Source organism: Serratia sp. G204Y (genome assembly GCF_051172435.1).
Taxonomy (GTDB): domain Bacteria; phylum Pseudomonadota; class Gammaproteobacteria; order Enterobacterales; family Enterobacteriaceae; genus Serratia; species Serratia sarumanii.
In genome coordinates this window covers 255,420-276,224 of record NZ_JBPIZA010000002.1, presented here as the reverse complement: position 1 = coordinate 276,224, position 20,805 = coordinate 255,420, and the positions used below count along the sequence as shown (strand labels likewise).

Below are 20,805 nucleotides of genomic sequence, written 5' to 3'. Positions count from 1 at the left end.
ATGAGCGCAACCTATGCGGCCGACGCCTTCGCGGGGCAGGCGGTGCTGGTGACCGGCGGCGCGCAGGGCATTGGGCTGGCGATCGTCAGCGCCTTTGCCCGGCTGGGCGCCGAGGTGACGATCGCGGACGTGCAGCTGCCGCAGGCGCAGGCGGCGGCGCAGGTGCTGCGGGATGAAGGGCTGAGCGTGCAGGCGCTGGCCTGCGATCTGGCCGAACCGGGGCAGATCGCCGAGCTGGTGGCGGCGGTGGGCGAGCGGCATCAACGGCTGGACGTGGTGATCCACAACGCCGCTTACTTTCCGCTGACGCCGTTCGCCGCCATCGACGCGGCCCTGCTGCAACGCACGCTGAGCGTCAATCTGATGGCGCCGTTCTTTCTGGCGCAGGCGGCGCTGCCGTGGATGCGCCGCCGGGGCAGCGGCTGCCTTCTGGTGACTTCGTCGGTGACCGGCCCGCGGGTGGCCTACCCGGGGCTGGCGCACTACGCTGCCTCCAAGGCCGGGGTGAACGGGTTTATTCGCGCGGCGGCGCTGGAGCTGGCGGCGGAGAAAATTCGCGTCAACGGCGTGGAGCCGGGGATGATCCGCACGCCGGCGATGGCCAACCTGGGTGACGCGCAGGTGAATCAGGCGATCGCCGCCTCGGTGCCGCTCGGGCGGCTGGGGGAACCGGAAGACATCGCCGCGGCGATGGTGTTTCTCGCCTCGCCGGCGGCGGCCTACATCACCGGCCAGACGCTGGTGGTGGACGGCGGCGCGCTGCTGCCGGAAACGAATTCTCTGCTTACCTGACGCTGCAGCGTTGTTGGCTGCAACGTCAATTAATTTGAGAATTCCGGTTGGTTAAATCACTGCTTGGCGGGATGCGCGGTAACGTTGGCGGGCAGGCTGTCGCCCAGGGTGATCAGCTCGTCCAGCAGCGTCATCAGCTGATCCATCTTCTGCCGCGAAAAGGCGGCTTCAATCTCGGCGTAGCCCTGTTCCACCTGGTGGCGCGCCACTTCATACAGATCCTGGCCCTGCTGGGTCAGCGACACGTACAGCTTGCGCTGATCGTTGACCGGCTTGAGGCGGAAGATCAGCTTGTCACGCTCCATGCGCGACAGAATGCCGGTCAGGCTGGGGCGCAGGATGCAGGTTTCCGCCGCCAGCTCGTGGAATTCGATCGAGCGGCTGTTGGCCAGCACGCGGATGATGCGCCACTGCTGTTCGGTCAAATTGTGGCTTTTCAGGATCGGGCGGAAGAACCCCATGGCGGTTTCACGCGCCTGCAGCAGGGCGATGGTTAACGATTCATGCATAAGTTTGGCCTTAGCTATCAAGGTGTTCGTTGTTACGGCGCTCGTTATGGGGGCGCCCGCCCCGCAAAGCCCGATTTTGTTAATAACTTAATAGTAGCCAAAGTTACCCGTAGGGATAAAGCAAAAATGCGTGCCGCAGCGAAAAATGGCGATAAAAATGATTAATACGTTGAATAATCACGCTAATGTTCGTTATTTGTGAATATTTTGTTATCACGATCACAAATCACTCCAAGAGCGTTGCGTAAAAGCTGCACAGCGTATAAAAGTAATCATTAATATATTAATGAATGCCGGTTGTCATGTTTTGCCATTGGAGGAGTTCGCATGAAAGGCACCGTATTTTCCGTTGCGCTGAACCACCGCAGCCAACTGGACGCCTGGAATCAGGCGTTTCACCAGCCACCGTATCAGACCCCGCCCAAAACCCCGGTGTGGTTTATCAAACCGCGCAACACCCACCTCGCCAACGGCGGGGCGATCCCGTTTCCGGCCGGTGAAACCGTGCAGAGCGGCGGCACGCTGGCGGTGATCATCGGCGATACCGCGCGCAAGGTGCCGGTTGAGCAGGTGAGCCGTTATCTGGCCGGCTACGCGTTGGCCAACGACGTCAGCCTGCCGGAAAGCAGCTTCTATCGCCCGGCGATCAAGGCCAAATGCCGCGACGGGTTCTGCCCGCTGGGGGAGATCGGCCAGCTGGAGGCTGCCGATCGGCTGGAGATCGTCACCGAGATCAACGGCGTGGAGCAGGATCGCTGGTCCACCGCCGACCTGGTGCGCTCGGTGCCGGAGCTGATCGCCGCCATCAGCGATTTCATCACCCTGCAGCCGGGCGATGCGGTGCTGATCGGCACCCCGCACCAGCGGGTGGAGATCAAACCGGGGGATGAGGTGACGGTGCGCGCCGCCGGCCTGCCCACGCTGACCAACCGCGTCACCCAAGCAGGAGCCGCATCATGAAACATGCCCGTATTCGCCATCATGGCCAGGCCGTCAACGTCCAGGTGGACGACCAGCTGCGCGTCACGCTGCCGAACGGCGAGGTGCTGCAGGAGCGCGAAGTGGAATGGCTGCCGCCGGCGCAGGGCACGGTGTTCGCCCTCGGGCTGAACTATGCCGACCACGCCAGCGAGCTGGAATTCAAGGCGCCGGAGGAACCGCTGGTGTTCCTCAAGGCGCCGAACACCCTGACCGGGCACCGCCAGGTGTCGGTGCGCCCGGCCGGCGTGGAGTACATGCATTACGAAGCCGAGCTGGTGGCGGTGATCGGCAAGACCGCGCGCAACGTCAGCCGCGAGCACGCCATGGAGTACGTGGCGGGTTACACCCTGTGCAACGACTACGCCATCCGCGATTACCTGGAAAACTACTACCGGCCGAATCTGCGGGTAAAGAGCCGCGACACCCTGACGCCGATCGGACCGTACATCGTCGATCGCGACGACGTCGCCGATCCGCACCGGCTGGCGCTCAGCACTTACGTCAACGGCGAGCTGCGCCAGCGCGGCAGCACCGCCGACATGATTTTCGACATTCCGTTCCTGGTCGCCTACCTGAGTGAATTCATGACGCTGCAGCCGGGCGACATGATCGCCACCGGCACGCCGAAAGGGCTGGCCGACGTGCAGCCGGGTGACGAAGTGGTGGTGGAGATCGAGGGCATCGGCCGTCTGGTTAACCACATTATCAGTGAAAAAGATTACGAGGAGAGCCTGCGTTGACTTCCCTGGCTTCAAAGAAACAAGGGTTCCCATTTCAGTGCAACGAACCAAGGCCGCATCACGCGACTTGAGGATTTACCGTCGCTCCATGGGCTAACACTGCCAGCCCGGCAGCTTTGATATTTCGGGCCGCGTTGATATCGCGGTCATGGTGACTCTGACATTTGGGGCACAGCCAAAAGCGAATATTCAGGGGTAAAACTTGCATGGTGTATCCGCAGCAGGAACAGCGCTTAGATGATGGGAAGAATGGGTCGACCGCGATGAGACGACGGCCAGCCCACTCACTTTTATACCTGAGCTGTCGGATGAGTTCCGACCAGCCTGCATCAGCAATGCTTTTTGCCAACTGTGGATTACGCATCATGTTTTTCACGCTTAGCGACTCGACGCACACAACTTGGTTTTCGTTAATGAGTGTGCGGGACAACTTATGCAGGTTGTCCAGGCGGCAATCCGCAATTTTTGCATGCAACCGGGCAACTTTTTGGCGAGCTTTAGTGCGGTTTTTTGAACCCAGTTGTTTCCTGCTTAATCGGCGCTGTAGCAATGCAAGCCGCTTGGCATTCTTGGCTGTATTGCGTGGGTTGTCAGCTTTAAATCCGCTGTCCGTGACCAATAGACGAGTTAGACCAACATCTATTCCCACTATTGATGACGTAACAGGTAATGGCTCCGGCTGGACTTCGCATAGACAGCTGACGAAGTATCGACCTGCAGAGTCCTTGCTCACAGTGACTGTCGAAGGGGACGACGGCAGTTTACGCGACCAGCGGATGTTCAGAGGCGTTTTGCTTTTCGCTATGTATAGATGCCCTTCTCGGTACCTAAAAGCACTGGCGGTTAACTCAGCGACTTGCTTGTGGCGTTTAGATTTAAAGGCCGGATATGAAGTTCGACCTTCAAAGAAGTTTTTAAAAGCAGTCTGTTGGTGGCGTAAGCATTGCTGGAGTGGGACGCATGAAACGTCATTTAACCAAGCGAATTCAGGTGTTCTCTTGAGGATGGTTAATCGTGCGCTAGCTTGGGCATAACTGACTTTTTCTTTCCGTTGACGAAAGGCATCGGTGCGCCAATTCAGGATGAAGTTATAAACGAAACGTACGCAGCCAAATGTATGAGCTAAAAGTTGAATTTGCTCAGTTGAGGGATAGAACCGGAACTTATAGGCACGTTTCATGGCGTAACAAATTACAGAGAGATGTGGACAGATGCAAAGAGATTTTAGGTTAAAAATTACTCAGTCCCTTTTTTGGCTTTCACGCCAAAAGTTGCAGGAGAAGTGCTAATGAAAACCATCAACCATTGGATCAACGGCAAGAATGTCACCAGCAAAGAGTATTTCACCACCACCAACCCGGCGAACGGCGAGGTGCTGGCGGAAGTGGCCTCCGGCGGCCAGCTGGAGATAGACCAGGCGGTGGCGGCGGCGAAAGAGGCGTTTCCCAAGTGGGCCAACACGCCGATGAAAGAGCGCGCGCGCCTGATGCGTCGCCTGGGCGAGCTGATCGACCAGAACGTGCCGCAGATCGCCGAACTGGAAACCGCCGACACCGGCCTGCCGATCCACCAGACCAAAAACGTGCTGATCCCGCGCGCCTCGCACAACTTCGAGTTCTTCGCCGAGGTGTGCCAGCAGATGAACGGCAAGACCTACCCGGTGGACGACAAGATGCTCAACTACACGCTGGTGCAGCCGGTGGGGGTATGCGCGCTGGTGTCGCCGTGGAACGTGCCGTTCATGACCGCCACCTGGAAAACCGCGCCTTGCCTGGCGCTGGGCAACACCGCGGTGCTGAAGATGTCCGAACTGTCGCCGCTGACCGCCGATCGCCTGGGCGAGCTGGCGCTGGAGGCCGGCATTCCGGCCGGGGTGCTGAACGTGGTGCAGGGCTACGGCGCCACCGCCGGCGACGCATTGGTGCGCCATAAAGACGTGCGCGCGGTCTCCTTCACCGGCGGCACCGCCACCGGCCGCCGCATCATCGAAAGCGCCGGGCTGAAGAAATTCTCCATGGAACTGGGCGGCAAGTCGCCGGTGCTGATCTTTGAAGACGCCGACATCGAGCGGGCGCTCGACGCCGCGCTGTTCACCATCTTCTCGATCAACGGCGAGCGCTGCACCGCCGGTTCGCGCATCTTCATTCAGGAGAGCATCTACCCGGAATTCGTCAAACGTTTCGCCGAGCGCGCCAACCGTCTGCGCGTGGGCGATCCGCAAGATCCCAATACCCAGGTGGGGGCGCTGATCAGCCCGCAGCACTGGGAAAAAGTCTCCGGCTATATCCGCCTCGGGGTGGAAGAAGGGGCGACCCTGTTGGCCGGCGGTCCGGACAAACCGGCCGGTTTGAGCCACGGCAACTTCCTGCGCCCGACGGTGCTGGCGGATGTCGACAACCGGATGCGCGTGGCGCAGGAAGAGATCTTCGGGCCGGTGGCCTGCCTGCTGCCGTTCAAGTCGGAAGAAGACGGCCTGCGCATGGCCAACGACGTGGAATACGGCCTGGCGTCGTACATCTGGACGCAGGATGTGAGCAAGGTTCTGCGCCTGGCCCGCGGTATCGAAGCGGGCATGGTTTTCGTCAACACCCAAAACGTACGCGATCTGCGCCAACCGTTCGGCGGTGTGAAAGCCTCCGGCACCGGCCGCGAAGGCGGCGAATACAGCTTCGAAGTGTTCGCCGAAATGAAGAACGTGTGCATTTCCATGGGCGACCACCCGATCCCGAAATGGGGCGTCTAAGCCTCGGGCCACAATAATAACGAAAGAGATGAGAACAATGACGACAAAACTTACCACTAATGCTGTCCCTGCTCCCGACGTCGTGCGCTGTGCCTACATGGAAATTCAGGTCACGAACCTTAAAGCCGCACGCGAATTTTACGTCGATATCCTCGGCCTGGTCGTGACCGCCGAGGATGACAAAACCCTCTACCTGCGTTCGATGGAGGAGTTCATTCACCATAACCTGGTGCTGCGCGAAGGCCCGGTCGCCGCCGTTGCGGCGTTTGCTTTCCGCGTGCGCACGCCGGAAGACGTCGATCGCGCCGAAGCGTATTTCAAGGCGCTTGGCTGTCGCACCGAGCGTCGGGTGAACGGGTTCGCCAAAGGCATCGGCGATGCGGTGCGGGTCGAGGATCCGCTCGGCTTCCCGTATGAGTTTTTCTACGACGTGCAGCACGTCGAGCGTCTGGCCTGGCGCTACGATCTGTATACGCCGGGCGCGCTGGTGCGCCTCGATCACTTTAACCAAATCACCCCTGACGTGCCGCGCGCCGTGGAATACATCCAGGGGCTGGGCTTTCGCGTAACGGAAGACATCCGCGATGAAGACGGCGTGGTTTACGCCGCCTGGATGCGCCGCAAGGCGACGGTGCACGATACCGCGATGACCGGCGGCGCCGGGCCGCGCATGCATCACATCGCCTTCGCCACCCATGAAAAGCACAATATTTTGGCCATCTGCGACAAGCTCGGCGCGCTGCGCAAATCCGATTTGATCGAACGCGGCCCCGGCCGTCACGGCGTCTCCAACGCGTTCTACCTCTACCTGCGCGATCCCGATGGTCACCGCGTGGAGATCTACACGCAGGATTACTACACCGGCGATCCGGACAACCCGACCGTGACCTGGGACGTGCATGACAACCAGCGCCGCGACTGGTGGGGCAATCCGGTGGTGCCGAGCTGGTATACCGAAGGATCGCTGGTGCTGGATCTCGATGGGCAGCCACAGCCGGTCATCGAGCGCAGCGCGCCCAGCGAAATGGCCGTCACCATCGGCGCAGACGGTTTTTCCTACACCCGTGAGGGCGATACGGAAAAAGGTTTCAAACTTGGCAATACGCTGTAAATGCCGCTGCGCGGGCTGCGCCCGCGCCTATGCGCCGTCTGGAGAACGCTATGCCCCATTTTTACGCTGAATGTACCGACAACATCCGCCGCGAGGCGGATTTGCCCACCCTGTTCGCCAAGGTCAACGAGGCGCTGGCGGCGACCGGCATCTTTCCGCTGGCCGGCGTACGCAGCCGCGCCATCTGGCTCGACACCTGGCAGATGGCCGACGGCAAGCAGGACTACGCCTTCGTGCACATGACGCTGAAGATCGGCCACGGCCGCAGTCTGGAAAGCCGGCAGCAGGTGGGCGAGATGCTGTTTGCGCTGATCAAGGAACACTTTGCCGCGCTGATGGCGCAGCGTTACCTGGCGCTCTCTTTCACTATGGAAGAGCTGGATCCGGTGCTGAATTACAAACAGAACAATGTCCACGCGCTGTTCAACAAGGCGTGAATAAGGGGTCGTAAATGCTGGATAAAGAGCAGGTTAACCGCGCCGTACAGCGCCTGCATCAGGCGGAAAAGAGTCGTGAACAGATCCGCGCGCTGTCGCTCGATCATCCCGAGATCACCATCGAGGACGCCTACGCCATTCAGCGGCAGTGGGTGGAGCTGAAGATCGCCGAGGGGCGCACGCTCAAGGGCCACAAGATCGGCCTGACCTCGCGCGCCATGCAGGTGAGCTCGCAGATCACTGAGCCGGACTACGGCGCGCTGCTGGACGACATGTTCTTCAACGACGGCAGCGACATTCCGATCGATCGCTTTATCGTGCCGCGGGTGGAGGTGGAGCTGGCGTTCGTGCTGGCCAAGCCGCTGCGCGGGCCGAACTGCACGCTGTTCGACGTCTACAACGCCACCGACTACGTCATTCCGGCGCTGGAGATCATCGACGCGCGCAGCCACAACGTCGATCCCGAGACGCAGCGGCCGCGCAAGGTGTTCGACACCATCTCCGACAACGCCGCCAACGCTGGGGTGGTAATGGGCGGGCGGCCGATCAAGCCGGATGCGCTGGACCTGCGCTGGATAGCTGCGCTGCTGTACCGCAACGGCGTGATTGAAGAGTCCGGCGTGGCGGCGGCGGTGCTCAACCACCCGGCCAACGGCGTGGCCTGGCTGGCCAACAAGCTGGCGCCGTATGAGGTGGAGCTGGAAGCGGGGCAGGTGATCCTCGGCGGCTCCTTCACCCGGCCGGTGCCGGCGCGGCGCGGCGACACCTTCCACGTCGACTACGGCCCGATGGGCTGCATCAGCTGCCGCTTTGTCTAATGCAGGCTCGGCGAACCGGGCCGCAATAAACCGGGCGGGGAGCCATGCGCTACGCCCGCTTGTCAGGGAGAATGCGATGTTAACCAACCACTTCAAGCGTGCGCTGCAGGAAAAACGCCCGCAGATCGGGCTGTGGCTCGGGCTGTGCAGCAGCTACAGCGCCGAGCTGCTGGCCGGCGCCGGTTTCGACTGGCTGCTGATCGACGGCGAACATGCGCCCAACAACGTGCAGACGGTGCTGGGGCAGCTGCAGGCGGTCGCGCCTTACCCGAGCCGGCCGGTGGTGCGGCCGCCGTGGAACGACGCGGTGATCATCAAGCAACTGCTGGACGTCGGCGCGCAAACCTTGCTTATCCCGATGATTCAAAACGCCGAACAGGCGCGCGATGCGGTGCGCGCCACGCGCTATCCGCCGCACGGCGTGCGCGGCGTCGGCAGCGCCCTGGCGCGCGCTTCGCGCTGGAACCGGGTGCCCGATTACCTGCAGCAGGCCGACGAGCAGATGTGCGTGCTGGTGCAGATTGAAACCCGCGAAGCGGTAAAAAACCTCGACGCCATTTTGCAGGTGGAAGGGGTGGACGGCGTGTTTATCGGCCCGGCGGATCTCAGCGCCGATATGGGCTTCGCCGGCAATACGCAGCACCCGGAGGTGCAGCGCACCATCGACGACGCGATTGCCCGCATCCGCGCCGCCGGCAAGGCGCCCGGCATTTTGATGGCCAACAAGGCACTGGCGCAGCGCTATCTGGAAGCCGGCGCGCTGTTCGTCGCGGTGGGGGTGGACACCACCCTGCTGGCGCGGGCGGCGGAAGCCCTGGCTGACGAGTTCAAACAGGGCGGGGTGCAAGCGCCTTCATCGGGAGTTTACTGAACCATGAACCACGTCGATTCGCTGCCGCCGGCCAACCCGGCGCAGCAACATAAAGCGTTAACCGCCGCCGAGCAATCGGTGATTAAAAAGTTGTTTCGGCGCCTGATCATTTTCCTGTTCGTGTTGTTTGTTTTCTCTTTCCTCGACCGTATCAACATCGGCTTCGCCGGGCTGACGATGGGCAAAGATCTCGGCCTCAGCTCGACCATGTTCGGGCTGGCGGCGACGTTGTTCTATGTCACCTACGTGATCTTCGGCATTCCGAGCAACATGATGCTGAGCCGGGTCGGCGCGCGGCGCTGGATCGCCACCATCATGGTGCTGTGGGGCATCGCCTCCACCTGCACCATGTTCGCCACCGGGCCGACCAGCCTGTACGTGCTGCGCATGATCGTCGGCATCACCGAGGCCGGTTTCCTGCCGGGCATTCTGGTGTACCTCACCTACTGGTTCCCGGCGTTCTACCGCGCCCGCGCCAACGCCTTGTTCATGATCGCCATGCCGGTGACCATGGCGATCGGCTCGCTGGTCTCCGGCTATATCCTGGCGCTGGACGGGGTGATGAACCTGAAGGGCTGGCAGTGGCTGTTTCTGCTGGAAGGCATTCCGTCGGTGCTGCTGGGCGTGGTGGTGTGGTTTTACCTCGACGATACGCCGGCCAAGGCCAAGTGGCTGACCGACGAGGAAAAATCCAGCCTGCAGGCGATGATGGAGGCCGATAAGCTGCAGCTGGTGCAGCCCAACGGGCCGAGCAGCCACCGCGCGCTGCAGCAACGCAGCCTGTGGCGCGAAATTTTCACGCCGATCGTGCTGATGTACACGCTGGCCTATTTCTGCCTGACCAACACCCTGAGCGCGATCAACATCTGGACGCCGCAGATCCTGCAAAGCTTCAACCAGGGCAGCAGCAACGTGACGATCGGCATTCTGGCGGCGATCCCGCAGATCTGCACCATCGCCGGCATGGTGTGGTGGAGCAAACGATCCGACAGGCTGCAGGAGCGCAAGCATCACACCGCGCTGCCGTATCTGTTCGCCGCCGCCGGCTGGCTGCTGGCGTCTGCCACCGATCACAGCCTGATCCAGCTGCTGGGGATCGTGATGGCCTCGGTCGGCTCCTTTACCGCCATGGCGATCTTCTGGACCACGCCGGATCAGTCGATCAGCCTGGAAGCGCGCGCGGTGGGGATCGCGGTGATCAACGCCACCGGCAATATCGGATCGGCGCTCAGCCCGCTGTTGATCGGCTGGTTCAAGGATCTGACCGGCAGCTTCAACTCCGGGCTGTATTTCGTCTCGGCGCTGCTGATCGTCGGCGCCGTGCTGGTGTGGCGCATCCCGATGAAGGATTCGCGCCCGAGGGCGACGCCTTGATGCGCAAGTGGGCATGATTGCAGGAGGTCATGAGGTGCGGAAAAGTACCGGCTTTATCGCCAACATCGATATTTGCAAAGAGTATGACGCGCGCTACGCCGCCGACGAGGTGCACTACGAAACCTTCGCCGGGCTGGCGGCATTCTTCGGCCGCGACATGCAGGTGCACTGGCACGACTGCTTCTTCCAGGTGCATTTCCTGGAAACCGGCAAGATAGAGCTGCAGCTCGACGATCAGCACTATTCGGTGCAGGCGCCGCTGTTCATCCTTACGCCGCCGTCGGTGCCGCATGCGTTCTTCACCGAACCGGACAGCGACGGCCATGTGCTGACGGTGCGCCAGGAGCTGATTTGGCCGCTGCTGGAGCGCCTGTATCCCGGCAGCAACCTGGCGCTGGACATGCCGGGCATCTGCCTGTCGCTGGCCGATGCGCCGCAGGAGCTGACGGCGCTCAGCCACTACTGGGCGCTGATCCGCCGCGAGTTCGGCCAGAACCTGGCCGGGCGCGAACAGACGCTGGCGCTGCTGGCGCAGGCGGTGTTCACGCTGCTGCTGCGCAACACCGCGCTGGAAGACAACGCCAACAGCGGCGTGCGCGGCGAACTGCAGCTGTTTCAGCGGTTCAACAAGATGGTGGACGAGCGTTTTCGCGAGCACCTGCCGGTGCCGGAGTATGCGCAGGCGCTGGGAGTGACCGAATCGCGGCTCAACGATCTGTGCCGGCGCTTCGCCAACCGGCCGCCCAAGCGGCTGATCTTCGATCGGCTGCTGCGCGAGGCCAAACGCATGCTGCTGTTCAGCGCCTGCACGGTGCATGAAACCGCCTACAGCCTCGGCTTCAAGGATCCGGCCTATTTCGCCCGTTTTTTCAATCGGCTGGAAGGCTGTTCCCCCTCGACCTACCGCGCGGCGCAACACGCCCTTTCGTAACCGCGATCACAGTTTGCCGCGAAAGCGGCAAACTGACCTGAAAAGTACCGGCGATTGCCGCAAAAGTCTCTTCTCGAAACCGGCTTTGGCAGCTTCAATTAAGAAACCAAAAGAAAACATTATTTTAACAAATGGCCGGATCCACGGCCTGAAAAATGCCGATGACGAGGAAGACCCGATGAAACCAGAAGACTTTCGTGCCGACAGCAAACGCCCGTTTACCGGCGCCGAATACCTGAAAAGTTTGCAGGACAGCCGCGAAATCTACATTTACGGCGAGCGCGTGAAAGACGTCACCACCCACCCGGCGTTCCGCAACGCGGCGGCGTCTGTCGGCCAGCTGTATGACGCGCTGCACGATCCGGCCAGCCAGGATCGCCTGTGCTGGAATACCGACACCGGCAACGGCGGCTATACCCACAAATTTTTCCGCTACGCCCGCAGCCCGGAAGAGATGCGCCAGCAGCGCGATGCCATCGCCGACTGGTCGCGTCAAAGCTACGGCTGGATGGGGCGCACGCCGGACTACAAGGCGGCCTTCGGCTGCGCGCTGGGCGCTTATCCGGAGTTCTACGGCCAGTTCGCCGACAACGCGCGCCACTGGTACAAACGCATTCAGGAAACCGGGCTCTATTTCAACCACGCCATCGTCAACCCGCCGATCGACCGCCACAAGCCGGTCAACGAGGTGAAGGACGTTTACATTCAGGTGGAGAAAGAGACCGACGCCGGCATCGTGGTCAGCGGCGCCAAAGTGGTGGCCACCAACTCGGCGTTGACCCACTACAACTTCATCGGCTTCGGTTCGGCGCAGGTGATGGGCGATAACCCGGACTTCGCGCTGATGTTCGTGGCGCCGATGGACGCCGAAGGGGTGAAGCTGATTTCGCGCGCCTCCTACGAACTGGTGGCCGGCGCCACCGGATCGCCGTTCGACTACCCGCTCTCCAGCCGCTTCGACGAGAACGACGCGATCCTGATTATGGATCATGTGCTGATCCCGTGGGAAAACGTGCTGATCTACCGCGATTTCGACCGCTGCCGGCGCTGGAGCACCCAGGGCGGTTTCGCTCGGCTGTTCCCGCTGCAGGCCTGCGTGCGCCTGGCGGTGAAGATGGACTTCATCACCGCGCTGCTGCAAAAGAGCCTCTCGTGCACCGGCGTGCTGGAGTTCCGCGGCGTGCAGGCCGATCTGGGCGAAGTGGTGGCCTGGCGCAACCTGTTCTGGTCGCTGAGCGACGCGATGTGCGCCGAAGCCACAAAATGGGAAAACGGCGCCTACCTGCCGGATTCCGCCGCGCTGCAAACCTACCGCGTGATGGCGCCGATGGCCTACACCAAGGTGAAACACATCATCGAGAAGAACGTCACCAGCGGCCTGATCTACCTGCCGTCCAGCGTGCGCGACATGAACAACCCGGAGATCGACAAGTACCTGGCGCGCTACGTGCGCGGATCGGACGGTATGGATCACGTCGAACGCATCAAGATCCTCAAGCTGATGTGGGATGCGATCGGCAGCGAATTCGGCGGCCGCCACGAGCTGTATGAGATCAACTACGCCGGCAGCCAGGATGAGATCCGCCTGCAGTGCCTGCGCCACGCGCAGGGATCCGGCAACATGGATCGCATGATGCAGATGGTCGACAAGTGCCTGGCCGATTACGATCAGCACGGCTGGAAGGTGCCGCACCTGCGGAACAATGACGATATTAATCAGTTGGATAATCTGCTGAAGTAATTCAGGAGGAGGTTGTATGTCTCAGGAAAATGAACAGCGCCTGCGCTTTCGCGACGCCATGGCCAGCCTGTCGGCGGCGGTGAATATCGTCACCACCGACGGCCCGGCGGGGCGCTGCGGCATCACCGCCACGGCGGTGTGCTCGGTAACCGATACGCCGCCGACGCTGCTGGTGTGCATCAACCGCAACAGCGCGATGAACCCGGTGTTTCAGGAAAACCGCAGGCTGTGCGTCAACGTACTCAACCACGAGCAGGAGCTGATGGCGCGCCACTTCGCCGGCATGACCGGCGTCAGCATGGAAGATCGTTTCCGGCTGAAAGAGTGGCAACTCGGTGCGCTGGGGCAGCCGGTGCTGCGCAATACCCTGGCCAGCCTGGAAGGGGAGATCGAGCAGATCCAGAGCATCGGCACCCACCAGATGTACCTGGTGCAGATCAAGCAGATCGCACTGAGCGAAGCCGGCAACGGGTTGATCTACTTCAAGCGCAATTTCCATTCGGTGATCCACCCGATGGCGGTGCCGGCCTGAGGCGTTGGGGCGCAGCCCGCTGCGCCCCGCATATCAACTCTTGTTGGCCGCCAGATCGCTCACCAGGCGGTTGACCGGATCGCTCATGTTGGTGAACTTGCTCAGTTCCGAGCGGGTCACCACCACGAACACCCCGACGTTTTTCGCCGGGATCATCGCCATGTAGGTAATGAACCCGCCGCCGCCGCCGGTCTTCTGAATGATGCCCGGCAGCCCGTCCTTCGGCGCCATATACACCCAGCCCAACCCCAGCGCATCCGCTTGCCCCGGCACGTCCATGCCCTTCAGCGACACCAGATCGTGGCGCTGGAAGTACATGGTTTGCTCGCTGGCGGCGGTGGCTTTGCGCGGGCCGCTGGCGCTGGAGGAGAGGAACTGCTGCATCCAGCGCTGCATGTCGCGCGGGGTGGAGTAGACGCCGCCGCTGCCGGCCGCGGCGGTGGTGTCGCGGCAGGCGCTCGGGCCGGCCGCCGCCACCATCAGGCGCGAGCACTGCTCGGGGCTCGGCGTCAGCGTGGTGTCGACCATGCCGAGCGGCGCGGTGATTTTCTCTTTCAGCAGCGCGTTGTAGGGCTTGCCCGCGGCGCGCGACAGCGCGTCGGCCAGCAGGTCATACGCCAGGTTGGAGTAGGCGGCGCGTACGCCCGGCGGCACCGTGACGTTGGCATGCGCCAGCCACTGCCAGCGCTGGGCCTTGGTCGGCCAGGTGAACACCGGCGTCTTCGGCGGCTTTTTGCCCGGCTGCTCGCGCGGCAGCGAGCTGGTGTGCGTCGCCAGGTTTAGCAGGGTGATCGGCTGCCCGGCGTTGTAAGCCGGCACATAGGCGCCTTTGGGGGCGTACTTGCGCAGCGGATCGGTCAGTTTGACCTGGCCTGCCGCCGCCATTTTCACCATCACTTCGCTGGTCATCAGCTTGGTGATCGAGGCGATGCGGATCAGCGAATCCGGGCGCGGGCGCAGGTTGTTGCCGGGTTTGGTATCGCCAAAGCTGCGGTTAACCACCTGATTGCCGTCGATCACCACCAGCGCCATGCCGGTGGCGCCGCTGTTGTAGAAAATATGTTCGGCATACTGGTCGACGATTTGCGAAGCCAGCTGCGGGGGGGCGGCCAGCGCGGCCAGCGGCGCGGCGCACAGGCCCAGCGCCAGCAATAAAGCGGAGACAGAGTTCTTCAACGGTCGTTATCCATTTAACAATGCAGCGGGAAAGGGCGTTATTCGTCGCCCAGTGTAATGCGCTCAGGCCCCGGCTGCATGTAGAAAAAAGAGCGGTGACGATAAATTTTTTAACCGCCGGCGGCCTACTGCGCGCGGGCGAAAATGGCGATCACTTCATCGAGGTGCGCCTTCATCGCCTTGCGGGCGCCGCGCACGTCGCGCGCTTCGATCGCCGCCAGGATCGCCCGGTGTTCCTGCTCGGAACGGTGCGGCATGTCGTCCGGCGTATAGTGGCGCTGCAGCACGCGAAACATGCTGCCGTAACGGTGGCCGAGCAGGTGGCCGATAATGAACGCATAGGCCGGGTTGCCGCTGGCCTGGGCGATGCGGATGTGGAACAGCCGATCGCCGGGGTGAGTGGCGGAGCCGGCGCGGTTATCGCGGCAGTTCTGCTCGTAGGCGGCGCGGATGCCCGCCAGCTCTTCGTCGGTGGCGTGGCGCGCGGCCAGCGCGGCGGTCTCCGGTTCGATCAACAGGCGGGTTTGCAGCAGTGAAAACGGCGGCAGCTCGGCGTTGAAATCCAGTTCAATATTCAGTTCGTCGTCGATCTCCGCCCATTGGTTGCGGCCGGCCTGCGCCATCACCGGCTCCTGCGACGGCGCCAGCGGCGTTTGCGAGCGCACGATCACCCCGTTGCCGACCTTGACGTCCACCAGGCCGATCACTTCCAGCGCGATCAGCGCTTCGCGCACCGACGCGCGGCTGACCTGCAACTGCTGGGCGAGATCCCGCTCCGAGGGCAGGCGGCTGCCCGGCGGAAATTCGTTATTTTCGATCAGACGTTTGAGCTGGTCTGCTATCTGTCTGTAAATTCTTGGGTTTTCCAGTCGGGTAATCGGCATTTTTGACCTTTGACGATTCGGCGTTCAGTGATTTGGCGCACAATTATGCGACAAGGCGCTTGAGTAATCGTTATTCAAGTGTAAAAAAATGGTTAATTGAAATGCGGTTTCAAGGCTGTTTTATTAACTTCTTCCCCCAACGATAACGCGTAAAGCGTCTTTTGTCATGTTAGAGGCCTGACCTTTAACCGCCTTTAGTGGCCTGACCATTAGACCTTTAGGCCGAGGAGTCAAGATGGATTTAACCGGGAAACGCGTACTGATCACCGCCGCCGGGCAAGGGATCGGTTTTACCACCGCCAGGCTGTTCGCCGCCGCCGGTGCCGAGGTGATCGCCAGCGACATCAACCTCGAGCGCCTGCAGGGCTGCGCCGGGATCCGCGCGCTGACGCTGAACGTCACCGATCCGGCCGCCATCGCGGCGGCGGCGGAAGCGATCGGCCCGATCGACGTGCTGTTCAACTGCGCCGGCGTGGTGCACAGCGGATCGATCCTCGATTGCAGCGAAGATCAGTGGGCGTTCGCGCTCGATCTCAACGTTACCGCGATGTTCCGCATGATCCGCGCCTTCCTGCCGGGCATGTTGGCGCGCGGCAAAGGCTCGATCATCAACATGTCCTCGGTGGCCTCGAGCGTGAAAGGGGTGCCGAACCGCTTCGCTTACAGCGCCAGCAAGGCGGCGGTGATCGGCCTGACGCGCTCGGTGGCGGCGGACTACGTCACGCAGGGCATCCGCTGCAACGCCATCTGCCCCGGCACGGTGGAGTCGCCGTCGCTGCGCCAGCGCATTGCCGAGCAGGCGCGCGAGCAGGGGCGCAGCGAGCAAGAGGTGTATCAGGCGTTCGTCGCCCGTCAGCCGATCGGGCGCATAGGCACCACCGAGGAAATCGCCCAACTGGCGCTGTATCTGGCCTCCGACGCCAGTTCGTACACCACCGGCACGGTGCAGATCATCGACGGCGGCTGGAGCAACTGAGCCGCAATTTTTGAGAGAGGAACGCATGAAACTTTTACGTTACGGGCAACCCGGGCAAGAGCGCCCCGGCATGTTGGATGCGCAGGGCCGCCTACGCGATCTGTCGCAGCATATCGCCGACGTGGGGGGCGCCGCGTTATTGCCGGCGTCGCTCGCCAAACTGCGCGCGCTGGACAGCGCCGCGCTGCCGCTGGTCGAAGGGCAGCCGCGCCTCGGCGCCTGCGTCGGCGGCATCGGCAAGTTTATCTGCATCGGCCTGAACTACGCCGATCACGCGGCGGAAACCGGCGCGGCCATTCCTGAAGAACCGGTGGTGTTCAACAAATGGACCAGCGCGGTGGTCGGCCCCTATGACCAGGTGGAGATCCCGCGCGGCTCGCAGAAAACCGACTGGGAAGTGGAGCTGGGCGTGGTGATCGGCCAGGGCGGGCGCTACATCAGCGAAGCGGACGCCATGCGCCACGTCGCCGGCTACTGCGTGATCAACGACGTTTCAGAACGCGAATATCAAATTGAACGCGGCGGCACCTGGGACAAGGGCAAAGGCTGCGACACCTTCGGGCCGATCGGCCCCTGGCTGGTCACCGCCGATGAGATCGCCGATCCGCACAGCCTGAACCTGTGGCTGGAGGTGGACGGCAAGCGCTATCAGGACGGCAACACCAGCACCATGATCTTCCGCATTCCGCAGATCGTCAGCTACCTCAGCCGCTTTATGAGCCTGCAGCCGGGCGACGTGATCTCCACCGGCACGCCGCCGGGCGTCGGCATGGGGCAGAAACCGCAGCCCATCTATCTGCGGGCGGGCCAGACGATGCGTCTGGGCATCGAAGGGCTGGGCGAACAGCGCCAGCAAACCGTACAGGCCTAACCGGGAGCGCCGCCATGACCACCATTACCGCACTGCGGGTTGAAGACATTCGTTTCCCCACGTCGCTGGGGCTGGACGGATCCGACGCCATGAATCCGGATCCCGACTATTCCGCCGCCTACGTGATCCTGGAGACCGATCGCGCGGATCTCAGCGGCCACGGGCTGACGTTCACCATCGGCCGCGGCAACGAGATCTGCTGCGCGGCGATCCGCGCGCTGGAGCATCAGATCGTCGGCGAGCGGCTGGAAGATATCGCCGCCGACATGGGCGCCTTCTGGCGGCGCTTCACCAGCGACAGCCAGCTGCGCTGGATCGGGCCGGACAAGGGGGCCATTCACCTGGCGACCGGTGCGGTGGTCAACGCGGTGTGGGATCTGTGGGCCAAATCGGTCGGCAAGCCGGTGTGGCGGCTGGTGGCGGAGATGACGCCGGAGGAGCTGGTGCGCTGCATCGACTTCCGTTACATCACCGACTGCATCACGCCGCAGGAAGCGCTGGCGCTGCTGAAACAGCGTGCCGAGGGCAAAGAAGAGCGCCTGGCGCGGCTGCTGCAGGAGGGGTATCCCTGCTACACCACCTCCGCCGGTTGGCTGGGTTATCCGGACGACAAGCTGCGTCGCCTGTGCCAGGAAGCAGTCGACGCCGGTTTCTCCTACCTGAAGCTGAAGGTCGGGCGCGATCTGGAAGATGACATCCGCCGGGTGCGCATCGCCCGCGAGGTGATCGGCCCGGATCGCCGGCTGATGATCGACGCCAACCAGGTGTGGGAGGTGAACGAAGCCATTCCGTGGGTGAAGCATCTGGCGTTCGCCAAACCCTGGTTTATCGAAGAGCCGACCAGCCCGGACGACGTGGAAGGGCACCGCCGCATCCGCGAAGGGGTGGCGCCGGTCAAGGTGGCCACCGGCGAGATGTGCCAGAACCGCATCATGTTCAAGCAGTTCATCATGCGCGGCGCGGTAGACGTGGTGCAGATCGACGCCTGCCGCCTCGGCGGCGTCAACGAAGTGCTGGCGGTGATGCTGATGGCGGCCAAATACCAGCTGCCGGTCTGCCCGCACGCCGGCGGCGTCGGGCTGTGCGAGTACGTGCAGCACCTGTCGATGATCGACTACCTGTGCATTGCCGGCAGCCACGAAGGCCGAGTGATCGAGTACGTCGATCATCTGCATGAACACTTTGTCGATCCCTGCGTGATCAACGGCGCGGCCTACATGCCGCCGAGCCGCCCCGGCTATTCGATCGAGATGCATTCGTCGTCGATCGAGCAGTATCGGTTCCGCGGGTGAGGCGGGAGGATCGCATGCCGCGCATCGATGCTCACCAGCACTACTGGCGCTATCACCCACAGCACTACCCGTGGATCGACGAGCGGATGCGCGTGCTGCGGCAGGATTTCGATCCGCCCCGGCTGCGGCCGCTGTTGCAGGAACAGGGGTTCGACGGCGCTCTGGCGGTGCAGGCGCGCCCCAGCGAGGAAGAGACGCTGGCCCTGCTGGCGCTGGCTGAGCAGAGCGAGGGCGTATGCGGCGTGGTGGGCTGGCTGGATATCGCTTCGCCACAGCTGGCGCAGCGTCTGGAGGCCTTGCGGCCTTATAGCGCGCTGCGCGGGGTGCGCCATCAGGTGCAGGACGAAGCGGATCCGGCGGCCTGGCTGGCGCGGCCGGAAGTGAAGCGCGGCATGCAAACGCTGCAGCGCGCCGGGTATGTGTACGAGATCCTGGTGACGCACCGGCATCTGGCGGCCGCGGCGGCGTTCGCCGCCCGCCACGATGAGCACTGGTTGGTGTTGGATCATCTCGGCAAGCCGGATATCGCGCGCGGCGCGCGGCACTGGGCGCAGCAAATTCGGCCGCTGGCGGCGCTGCCGCACGTGGCCTGCAAGCTGTCGGGGCTGATCACCGAGGCGCCGGGTGGCCGGTGGCGGGCGGAAGAACTGCTGCCGTTCTTCGACGCCGCGCTGGAGGCGTTTGGCCCGCAGCGGCTGATGTTCGGCTCCGACTGGCCGGTGTGCCTGCTGGCCGGCGATTACCGCCAGGTGGTGCAACTGTGCGAACGGGCGCTGTCGACGCTGGGGGCCGCCGAGCAGGCGGCGATTTGGGGCGACACCGCCTGGCGAATTTACGGTTTAACGGAGTCTGGTTATGGATCTGTATCTGCAAGATAAGGTGGTGCTGGTCACCGGCGGCGGTGCCGGCATCGGCGCGGCGATTGCACATGTGCTGGCCGAAGAAGGGGCGATCCCGGTGTTGGTCACCAACACCGCGCCGGAGGCGGCGCTGCTGGCCGATTTGCAGCGGCTGCAGCCGCGCACCGAGGTGATCCTCACCGAACTGTGCGACGAGGCGGCCTGCCGCCGCGCGGTCAGCCAGACGCTGGCGGCCTTCGGCCGCATCGACGGGCTGGTGAATAACGCCGGAGTCAACGACGGCGTCGGGCTGGAGGCGGGGCGCGAAGCCTTCGTCGGCTCGCTGGAAAAGAACCTGGTGCACTACTACCTGATGGCGCACCTGTGCCAGGCGGCGCTGCAGGAAAGCCGGGGCGCTATCGTCAACATCGCCTCCAAGACCGCGCTCAGCGGCCAGGGCGGCACCAGCGGCTACACCGCCGCCAAGGGCGCGGTGCTGGCGCTGACGCGTGAATGGGCGGTGTCGCTGCGCCATGACGGCGTGCGGGTGAACGCGGTGGTGCCGGCGGAGGTGATCACCCCGCAGTACCAGCGCTGGCTCAACACCTTCGCCGAGCCGCAGCGGCAGATGGCGAAAATCACCGCGCGCATTCCGCTCGGGCAGCGCATGACCACGCCGCAGGAGATCGCCGATACCGTGGCGTTTCTGTTGTCTTCGCGGTCATCGCATACTACCGGGCAGTGGCTGTCGGTGGACGGTGGCTACCTGCATCTCGATCGGGCGCTGACGTGAGCGGCGCGACGGCAGGGCGGCGCCGTTTCTGCCAGGCGCTCGATCTGATTGACTCACCGGCGCTGATTGCGGAGTACCTGCAGCATCATCAGCGCATCTGGCCGGGCATCGCCGCGCATTTGCGCGAGCACGGCATTCTGGACATGGAGATTTACCGGTTGGGCACCCGGCTGTTCATGATCGTGGAGGTCAGCGCCGATTTCGACGCTGCGCGCTTTGACGCCGCCAGCCTGAACAACCCCGAAGTACAGCGATGGGAAGCGCTGATGTGGCACTACCAGGCCGCCACCCCCTGGACGCCGCAGGGCGAAAAATGGGTGGAAATGGCGCGGATATTTTCTCTGCAACAGCAATAACGCCAACATCATCATCGCCAGACGATACGAGGGTATCA

The 20,805-nt window shown here is 62.8% G+C and carries 22 protein-coding genes; 18 read left to right on the top strand and 4 right to left on the bottom strand.

Going from position 1 to position 20,805, the window contains the following annotated elements; genetic code table 11:
• Positions 1–792: an SDR family oxidoreductase gene (locus ACSBQQ_RS15710; RefSeq protein WP_060428695.1), complete on the top strand. Its 792-nt coding sequence runs from the start codon at positions 1–3 to the stop codon at positions 790–792.
• 56 nt (positions 793–848) lie between these two features.
• On the opposite strand, the gene hpaR is transcribed toward ACSBQQ_RS15710, so the two are convergent.
• A complete protein-coding gene (hpaR, locus tag ACSBQQ_RS15705; protein WP_004933183.1) occupies positions 849–1,301 on the bottom strand; it encodes a homoprotocatechuate degradation operon regulator HpaR in 453 nt (150 codons plus the stop codon).
• A 327-nt stretch (positions 1,302–1,628) separates the two neighbouring features.
• On the opposite strand from hpaR, the gene ACSBQQ_RS15700 reads away from it, so the two are divergent.
• Together ACSBQQ_RS15700 and ACSBQQ_RS15695 are read left to right on the top strand one after the other, a co-directional pair.
• Positions 1,629–2,261 (top strand): fumarylacetoacetate hydrolase family protein, encoded by a 633-nt coding sequence (locus ACSBQQ_RS15700; RefSeq protein WP_060428693.1) that lies wholly within the window; start codon positions 1,629–1,631, stop codon positions 2,259–2,261.
• Complete coding sequence (locus tag ACSBQQ_RS15695) at positions 2,258–3,022, top strand: fumarylacetoacetate hydrolase family protein (protein WP_033648528.1); 765 nt, start codon at positions 2,258–2,260, stop codon at positions 3,020–3,022. The genes ACSBQQ_RS15700 and ACSBQQ_RS15695 overlap by 4 nt, the downstream gene beginning before the upstream one ends.
• A gap of 58 nt (positions 3,023–3,080) precedes the next feature.
• Here ACSBQQ_RS15695 and ACSBQQ_RS15690 read toward each other — a convergent pair whose 3' ends face one another.
• On the bottom strand, positions 3,081–4,202 hold the full coding sequence (locus ACSBQQ_RS15690; protein ID WP_071883866.1) for an RNA-guided endonuclease InsQ/TnpB family protein: 1,122 nt from the start codon (positions 4,200–4,202) through the stop codon (positions 3,081–3,083).
• Between the two features lie 108 nt (positions 4,203–4,310).
• Here ACSBQQ_RS15690 and hpaE point away from each other — a divergent pair, with 108 nt between their 5' ends.
• The 9 genes from hpaE to hpaC all read left to right on the top strand — a co-directional run bounded on the left by hpaE (position 4,311) and on the right by hpaC (position 13,580).
• Positions 4,311–5,765, top strand: a complete 1,455-nt coding sequence (hpaE, locus tag ACSBQQ_RS15685) for a 5-carboxymethyl-2-hydroxymuconate semialdehyde dehydrogenase (RefSeq protein ID WP_039567503.1) — start codon at positions 4,311–4,313, stop codon at positions 5,763–5,765.
• 37 nt (positions 5,766–5,802) lie between these two features.
• Positions 5,803–6,876, top strand: a complete 1,074-nt coding sequence (hpaD, locus tag ACSBQQ_RS15680) for a 3,4-dihydroxyphenylacetate 2,3-dioxygenase (RefSeq protein ID WP_004933173.1) — start codon at positions 5,803–5,805, stop codon at positions 6,874–6,876.
• 50 nt (positions 6,877–6,926) lie between these two features.
• Positions 6,927–7,313, top strand: coding sequence for a 5-carboxymethyl-2-hydroxymuconate Delta-isomerase (locus tag ACSBQQ_RS15675; protein WP_004933172.1), 387 nt, complete (start codon positions 6,927–6,929; stop codon positions 7,311–7,313).
• A gap of 14 nt (positions 7,314–7,327) precedes the next feature.
• Positions 7,328–8,131: a 2-oxo-hept-4-ene-1,7-dioate hydratase gene (hpaH, locus tag ACSBQQ_RS15670; protein WP_033636984.1), complete on the top strand. Its 804-nt coding sequence runs from the start codon at positions 7,328–7,330 to the stop codon at positions 8,129–8,131.
• Positions 8,132–8,207: 76 nt separating this feature from the next.
• Positions 8,208–9,002, top strand: a complete 795-nt coding sequence (gene hpaI, locus ACSBQQ_RS15665) for a 4-hydroxy-2-oxoheptanedioate aldolase (protein WP_060428691.1) — start codon at positions 8,208–8,210, stop codon at positions 9,000–9,002.
• Between the two features lie 3 nt (positions 9,003–9,005).
• Positions 9,006–10,376: a 4-hydroxyphenylacetate permease gene (gene hpaX, locus ACSBQQ_RS15660; RefSeq protein WP_033636986.1), complete on the top strand. Its 1,371-nt coding sequence runs from the start codon at positions 9,006–9,008 to the stop codon at positions 10,374–10,376.
• A gap of 34 nt (positions 10,377–10,410) precedes the next feature.
• Complete coding sequence (hpaA, locus tag ACSBQQ_RS15655) at positions 10,411–11,307, top strand: 4-hydroxyphenylacetate catabolism regulatory protein HpaA (RefSeq protein ID WP_033636987.1); 897 nt, start codon at positions 10,411–10,413, stop codon at positions 11,305–11,307.
• A gap of 178 nt (positions 11,308–11,485) precedes the next feature.
• Positions 11,486–13,048, top strand: coding sequence for a 4-hydroxyphenylacetate 3-monooxygenase, oxygenase component (gene hpaB, locus ACSBQQ_RS15650; RefSeq protein WP_033636988.1), 1,563 nt, complete (start codon positions 11,486–11,488; stop codon positions 13,046–13,048).
• A gap of 16 nt (positions 13,049–13,064) precedes the next feature.
• Positions 13,065–13,580 (top strand): 4-hydroxyphenylacetate 3-monooxygenase, reductase component, encoded by a 516-nt coding sequence (hpaC, locus tag ACSBQQ_RS15645; protein ID WP_033648527.1) that lies wholly within the window; start codon positions 13,065–13,067, stop codon positions 13,578–13,580.
• A 33-nt stretch (positions 13,581–13,613) separates the two neighbouring features.
• Here the strand turns inward: hpaC and ampH are convergent, their stop codons facing one another.
• A complete protein-coding gene (gene ampH / locus ACSBQQ_RS15640; protein ID WP_060428689.1) occupies positions 13,614–14,756 on the bottom strand; it encodes a D-alanyl-D-alanine-carboxypeptidase/endopeptidase AmpH in 1,143 nt (380 codons plus the stop codon).
• Positions 14,757–14,881: 125 nt separating this feature from the next.
• Positions 14,882–15,640 (bottom strand): FadR/GntR family transcriptional regulator, encoded by a 759-nt coding sequence (locus ACSBQQ_RS15635; protein WP_033648525.1) that lies wholly within the window; start codon positions 15,638–15,640, stop codon positions 14,882–14,884.
• A gap of 235 nt (positions 15,641–15,875) precedes the next feature.
• On the opposite strand from ACSBQQ_RS15635, the gene ACSBQQ_RS15630 reads away from it, so the two are divergent.
• The 6 genes from ACSBQQ_RS15630 to ACSBQQ_RS15605 are packed head-to-tail and all read left to right on the top strand — an operon-like array spanning position 15,876 to position 20,767.
• Complete coding sequence (locus tag ACSBQQ_RS15630; protein ID WP_016929185.1) at positions 15,876–16,616, top strand: SDR family oxidoreductase; 741 nt, start codon at positions 15,876–15,878, stop codon at positions 16,614–16,616.
• Between the two features lie 25 nt (positions 16,617–16,641).
• Positions 16,642–17,487 (top strand): fumarylacetoacetate hydrolase family protein, encoded by an 846-nt coding sequence (locus ACSBQQ_RS15625; RefSeq protein WP_033648523.1) that lies wholly within the window; start codon positions 16,642–16,644, stop codon positions 17,485–17,487.
• A 14-nt stretch (positions 17,488–17,501) separates the two neighbouring features.
• Positions 17,502–18,779, top strand: a complete 1,278-nt coding sequence (locus tag ACSBQQ_RS15620; protein WP_060428687.1) for an L-fuconate dehydratase — start codon at positions 17,502–17,504, stop codon at positions 18,777–18,779.
• A gap of 14 nt (positions 18,780–18,793) precedes the next feature.
• Positions 18,794–19,657, top strand: a complete 864-nt coding sequence (locus ACSBQQ_RS15615; RefSeq protein WP_060428685.1) for an amidohydrolase family protein — start codon at positions 18,794–18,796, stop codon at positions 19,655–19,657.
• Positions 19,635–20,411, top strand: a complete 777-nt coding sequence (locus ACSBQQ_RS15610) for an SDR family oxidoreductase (protein WP_060428683.1) — start codon at positions 19,635–19,637, stop codon at positions 20,409–20,411. The genes ACSBQQ_RS15615 and ACSBQQ_RS15610 overlap by 23 nt, the downstream gene beginning before the upstream one ends.
• Entirely contained in the window at positions 20,408–20,767 is a 360-nt protein-coding gene (locus tag ACSBQQ_RS15605) for an L-rhamnose mutarotase (RefSeq protein WP_060426860.1), read from the top strand. The genes ACSBQQ_RS15610 and ACSBQQ_RS15605 overlap by 4 nt, the downstream gene beginning before the upstream one ends.
• Positions 20,768–20,805: the final 38 nt, after the last annotated feature.